This is a genomic window from Eubacterium sp. ER2 (assembly GCF_000765215.1).
In the GTDB taxonomy this organism is placed as follows: Bacteria; Bacillota; Clostridia; order Lachnospirales; family Lachnospiraceae; genus Claveliimonas; species Claveliimonas intestinigallinarum.
Genome location: NZ_JPJE01000054.1, coordinates 1 through 5,979 on the forward strand (window position 1 = coordinate 1; position 5,979 = coordinate 5,979).

Sequence of the window (5,979 nt, forward strand, 5' to 3'; positions counted from 1 at the left end):
AGCTCTCGGAGACATCTCCGGAGAGCTTTTTTTCATTTCGCTGTTCAGTCGGGCACAGGCCGCAAAGGCTACGCTGCCTGCACTGCAGTCGCCGCCTCCATAACGGCGCCTCTCATCCTCTCCACAAGCAGGTCCACATCCTCCTTTGTGGCGATAAGTGGCGGGATCATGCGGTTGATGCTGTCGCCGATGGCTGTGATCAGAGCGTGTCTTCTGAATGCGCCCCACTTCACTTCCATGGCGATGGGGATATCGTACTCAACGCCCACCAGCAGGCCGCGGCCCCTCACCTCTTTGACGTGGGGCAGTGTGGCAAGCTGCTCCATCAGATAGTCGCCCACCTCTTTCGCGTTCTCGGAGAGGTGCTTGTCGAGGATCTCAGAGATGGACGCCAGGGCGGAAGCACAGGCGATGGGACTGCCGCCGTAGGTGGAACCGTGGGTTCCGCTTCCCAGGGCCTCAGCCACTTCTTTTCTGGCGCAGCAGGCTCCGATGGGCATTCCGCCTCCCATGGCCTTTGCCATGGAGACTGCGTCCGGCTTCACGCCGTATCCCATGTAAGCCATGGGCGCTCCTGTTCTTCCCCATCCTGTCTGCACCTCATCCAGGAGCAGCAGCAGGTGATTGTCATCGCAGAGCTTTCTCAGCCCCTCCATAAACTCCTGTGTAGCCGGGTGTACGCCTCCCTCGCCCTGCACAGGCTCTATCATAATGGCGATCGTATTTTCTGTGATCTTGGATGCAAAGTCCTCCAGGTCATTGAACTTCGCGTAGACAAATCCGGGAACCATGGATCCAAAGCCCTCCTGGATAGCTGTCTCCGGCTGTCCTGTAGCGGCCATGGAGCCGAAGGTCCTTCCGTGGAAGCCGTCCACTGCCGTGATGATCTGGTACTTCTCCGGCCCGAAATGGTCGGTGCCGTACTTTCTGGCCATCTTGATCATACACTCGTTGGCCTCTGTTCCGGAGTTCTGGTAAAAAATCTTATCCATTCCGATGGTGTCGCAGATCTTCTTGGCCAGAAGAGCCTGAGGGATGGTATAGGGATAATTGAACGTGTGGATGATGTCATCCGCCTGATCCTTGATGGCTGCCACCACCTTCTCGTTTCTGTTGCCCGGGCTGTTCACAGCCACGCCGCCGTAGAAATCAAGGTAAGCCTCTCCCTTCTCATCGTACAGGTACATCCCTTCCGCCCTCTCTGCCACGAAGTCAAATCTGGGGTATGTCTCTACCATATACTTTTTCACCATTGCCTTCAGTTCCTTTGCTGTAAGTCCAGTATCTTTCAATCTCATACGTAACGCCTTCCTTTCCATGATGCAAATGCAAAAAAGGTGCCACACATTTTCATGTGTGACACCTTTGCCTTAACAATTACCAAGTATAAATGCCGCTTTTTGATCTGTCAAGCAAATTTTTTGTATTTTTTCCAATACACTTCCCCCGATGCGACCGCTCTCTTTCTACTCTCCCGCATCCTCCGCCTGGTCGTCGGTCTGGACTTCATCTGTGTAGGGATCCGCCTCGTCCTGCTTCATGGTGACGGTGAGGGTGGTGAAATCAACCTTGTCCCACACTTTCTCGTGAACCTCTATGTCTGCGTCCTCCCGCCATCCGTCGATGGTATCATCCAGGAGCTCCTGCTGCCGCTGGGATACGATCTCCTGCTTCTTGGCATCTGTGGCCTCCCGGTCCAGAAGACTGGTGACTCTGGCCACATAGTAGCCGTTGTCCCCCTCCACAAGTCCTGTGGTCTCTCCCTCGCCCAGGGCATCCGCCGCCTCCACAAGCTGGGTAGGAAGCGTGGTGGTCTCCCCGTCAAAGGTAGCGTCCTGGGAGGTCTGTCCCTGCTGCGCGGCGTAGGCCGCAAAGTCAGCCGCCCCCGCGGCGCCCGCGGCAAAGCTCTCCGCCGTCGTCTTAAGCTCCGCCTTCTCCTCGTCCGTCAGGTCCACGGAGTTGCCCTCCTCGTCGGTGCTGGTGAAGGGGAAGACCACATACTGCATGCTCTTCTGGGCCGCCTCCTCGTCGGAGACCTCTGTGTCCGCCCCCGCCTCTATGGCGTCCTGCACCTTCTTCTGGATCGTCAGAAGCTCAAGAACCCGCTCCACATTGTCTGTGCTCCCGGAGACCTTCTCCTTCTCCGACAGGCCGTTGGCCGAGTCAAACTCGCTGGCCGCCTCCTTGATGGCGTTCTTCTCCTCGTCGCTCAGAGAAACCTCATACTCGTCCATGTGCTGCTCCATGAGGTACATGTTCTCCAGGGACTCAAGGATGGAGTCCTTGACCGTGTCCTGATAGGTCTCTCCGTCCTCCCCCTCGCCGGACCACATATCGTCTCCCATGTATCCCGCGTAGTAGGTCTCATACTGGGCCTGGGTGTACCTGGCAAGGAAATTTGCCACGCCCGCTGTAATATCTGTATCATTCACAGTTGCCACTACGTCACTGTCCTCCAGGCTCCCGCACCCGGTCAGTGATCCGGCCGCCAGCAGGCCGGCCAGCAGCAAAATGACTGCTCTCTTTTTCATGATCGCTTTTATCCTCCTTTAAAATGCCTATTCCCCATTATAGCTTTTTTTGTCTATTCAAGCAATCCCTCCAGGGAAATTAACACTTTTTTCACGACTTCCAGAGCGTCCTCATCCTTCGCCCTCCGGCTGCCGCCCTTCTTCTCATAGACAAAGCTGGGGGGCTCCTCCGCCCGGAAGACCAGATCTCCCCTGTATGAGGAGAGCATATCCGGTATTTTCAAAGGATTGACCCTGGCCTTCTCGTACATGGTAAATACATACTGGCTTCCCTTCTGCTCCACGGCCGTCACGTAGACCCTGTGGGCCCGGGCCTTGAGGCCCGCAATGTTCAGAAGCTGCTGAACCTTGCGTGGGATGTCCCCGAACCGGTCGATCAGCTCCTCCAGCATATCCTCCATCTCCTCCTCGTTCTCGATGGCCGCGATCCGCTTGTACACGTCCAGCTTCTGGTACTCGTTGGGGATGTAGGTGTCCGGGATAAAGGCGTCCACGTTAAGGTCGATGGTGGTGGAGAAGGTCTCCTCTTCCTCCGTCTCTCCCTTAAGGTGCTTCACCGCCTCGTTCAGCATCTTGCAGTAGAGATCGTAGCCCACCGCCTCCATGTGTCCGTGCTGCTCAGCTCCCAGAAGATTGCCTGCGCCGCGGATCTCCAGATCCCTCATGGCGATCCGGAACCCGGATCCAAGGTCTGTGAACTCCCGGATAGCGGAGAGCCTTTTCTCCGCCACCTCCTTCAGAAGCTTATCCTTCCGGTAGAGAAGGAATGCGTAGGCCATGCGGCTGGACCTGCCCACCCGACCCCTAAGCTGGTAGAGCTGGGAGAGACCCAGCCGGTCCGCGTCGTGGATGATCATGGTGTTGGCGTTGGAGATGTCCAGCCCCGTCTCAATGATGGTGGTGGACACAAGGACGTCGATCTCCCGGTTGATAAAGGCGTACATGATCTTCTCCAGCTCATGCTCCCGCATCTGCCCGTGGGCAAAGGCCACCGTCACATCCGGCACCAGCCTCTGGATCCGGGCCGTCACCTCGACGATGTCCTCCACCCGGTTGTAGACGTAGTACACCTGCCCCTGGCGGGCGCACTCCCGCTCGACGGCCTCCCGCACCATCTCATCGTTGTACTCCATAACATAGGTCTGGATGGGCATCCTCTCCTCCGGCGCCTCCTCCAGGACGCTCATGTCCCGGATGCCGATGAGGCTCATGTGGAGCGTCCTCGGGATAGGAGTGGCGGTCAGAGTCAGTACGTCGATATTTTCCTTCAGCTTTTTGATCTTCTCCTTGTGCTGCACGCCGAACCTCTGCTCCTCGTCGATGATGAGGAGCCCTAAGTCCTTGTATTTCAGGTCGTCGCTCAGGACCCGGTGGGTGCCGATGATGATGTCTACAAGCCCCCGCTTCGTGTCCTCAATGGTCTTCTTCTGCTGGGCCGGAGTGCGGAAACGGCACATCAGATCCACCCGCACCGGGAACTCCTTCATCCTCTGGACAAAGGTGTTGTAGTGCTGCTGGGCCAGGATAGTGGTGGGAACCAGGTAGACCACCTGCTTGTTCTCCTGAACCGCCTTGAAGGCCGCCCGGATGGCGATCTCCGTCTTCCCGTAGCCCACGTCCCCGCAGATGAGCCGGTCCATGATCTTGGGGCTCTCCATATCATGCTTCACAGCCTCGATGGCCGCAAGCTGGTCCTCCGTCTCCTCAAAGGGGAACATCTCCTCAAACTCCCGCTGCCAGACCGTGTCCGGGCCGTAGACATAGCCCTCCTGCTCCTGCCGGGCCGCATAGAGAGCCACCAGGTCCTTTGCGATCTCCCGGACCGCTCCCCGCACTCTCGTCCTGGTCTTTGTCCACTCCTGGGTCCCCAGCCGGTTCAGCTTCGGCTTCTTGGCGTCCGCATTGGCGTACTTCTGGATCAGATCCAGCTGAGTGGCAGGGATGTAGAGGTTGCCCCCCTGGGCGTAGGAAATCTTCATGTAGTCCTTGGCCACCTTGTCCACCTCGATCTTCTCGATGCCCTGGTAGATGCCGATGCCATGGTTTTCATGGACCACATAGTCTCCCACCTTCAGCTCGGAGAAGCTCTGGATCTTCCTGCCCTCGTAGGTGCGGCGCTTCTTTTTCTTCTTTACCTTCCCGAAAATGTCTGTCTCCGAGATGACCTCGAACTTCAGCAGAGGGTACTCGTACCCCTCCCCCACGTGGCCGTAGGCGGTCATGATCTGCCCCGGCTCCACCTCCCGGTCCATCTCGTCGCTGTAAAAGCTGCTCAGATTGTAGTCCCGCAGATCCTCCGCCAGGCGCTTTGCCCTGGTTCTTGAGCCGGACAGGAGGACTACCCTGTAGCCCTCTCTCTTCAGCCGCTTCAGATCCCGGGTGAGCATCTCAAAGCTGTTGTTGTAGGGGTTCACGCTCTTTGTCTCCAGGCTGTATTTTCCCCGGATCTTAAACTCCGGGCACCTGGTCTCCAGGGCGCACAGCCCCACACAGGGGTACTGGTTCATCTTCTTCGCGATATCCGCCGGATGGTAGAGGATCATCTCCCCGTCGCTGACCTGGTAACCGCTCTCCATCCGCTTGGCCTGGGCCTCCACGAACTCGCTCTCCACCGCGTCCCCCTTCTCCAGGAGGCGCACCGGCTCATCCAGATAGAGAATGGTGTCCTCCCCGGGAAAATAGTCCAGAAAGGAGACTCTCTTTCCCTCCTTTTCCGCGTCCTCACAGGGATACACAAGAACCCGGTCCAGATTCTCCACAGACCGCTGGCTCTCCACGTCAAAGGTGCGCACAGAGTCCACCTCGTCTCCCCACAGCTCGATCCGCACAGGCAGCTCCTCGGTAATGGGAAAGATGTCCAGTATGCCACCCCGCACCGCGAACTGTCCCGGCCCCTCCACCTGGGCCTCCCTGTCATACCCGGCCTGCGCCAGACGCCTCTGCACCTGCTGAAAGTCAATGGCAGCCCCGTTCTCAATGGCTATGGCCTGATCCCGCACGGCCCCCGGGAGAGGCAGGGCGTCCATGAGGGCGTCAAAGCTCAGCACTACCGTGATCCTCTCCTGCTCCAGCACAGCCTGGATGACGGACATCCGCTGGCTCATCAGCTCCTTGCTGCGGATATCCGCCTGGTAAAAGAGGAAATCCTTGGCCGGATAGAACCGGACATCGCTGTCAAGAAAGCGGTATTCCTCATACATCTGCCTGGCCTTCGACTCGCTGGCGCAGACGATGACGCGCCTTCCCGCCTCGCCGGAGAGGGCGTAGACAAGATGGGTCTTCTGTGAGCGGACACAGCCCGACACCTGCAGGACTCCCTTTCCCTTTTTCTGCTCTTTTTTTATCTCCTCAAATTCCGCAAGCTCCTCAAGCGGCATTGTCAGCGCTCTCATATCCCTACAGCTCCTTTGGTCTCACTTTCCGGTTGTACTCGTTCATGGCCTCGTCC

The 5,979-nt window shown here is 57.9% G+C and carries 3 protein-coding genes; all 3 read right to left on the reverse strand.

Features of this window, described 5'->3' with window-relative positions:
* Positions 1-68: 68 nt before the first annotated feature.
* Positions 69-1,298: an aspartate aminotransferase family protein gene (locus NI21_RS0115180; RefSeq protein ID WP_033127056.1), complete on the reverse strand. Its 1,230-nt coding sequence runs from the start codon at positions 1,296-1,298 to the stop codon at positions 69-71.
* Between the two features lie 168 nt (positions 1,299-1,466).
* Positions 1,467-2,531: a peptidyl-prolyl cis-trans isomerase gene (locus NI21_RS0115185; protein ID WP_033127057.1), complete on the reverse strand. Its 1,065-nt coding sequence runs from the start codon at positions 2,529-2,531 to the stop codon at positions 1,467-1,469.
* 53 nt (positions 2,532-2,584) lie between these two features.
* Positions 2,585-5,923 carry a transcription-repair coupling factor gene (gene mfd, locus NI21_RS0115190; RefSeq protein WP_033127058.1) on the reverse strand — a complete coding sequence of 1,113 codons (3,339 nt, stop codon included), beginning with the start codon at positions 5,921-5,923 and terminating at the stop codon, positions 2,585-2,587.
* Positions 5,924-5,979 lie beyond the last annotated feature (56 nt).

Bases quoted from the DNA above. Each gene is read 5' to 3' on its own strand.
- NI21_RS0115185 (WP_033127057.1), bottom strand. From the start codon at position 2,531: ATGAAAAAGAGAGCAGTCATTTTGCTGCTGGCCGGCCTGCTGGCGGCC.
- NI21_RS0115180 (WP_033127056.1), bottom strand. From the start codon at position 1,298: ATGAGATTGAAAGATACTGGACTTACAGCAAAGGAACTGAAGGCAATG.
- mfd (WP_033127058.1), bottom strand. From the start codon at position 5,923: ATGAGAGCGCTGACAATGCCGCTTGAGGAGCTTGCGGAATTTGAGGAG.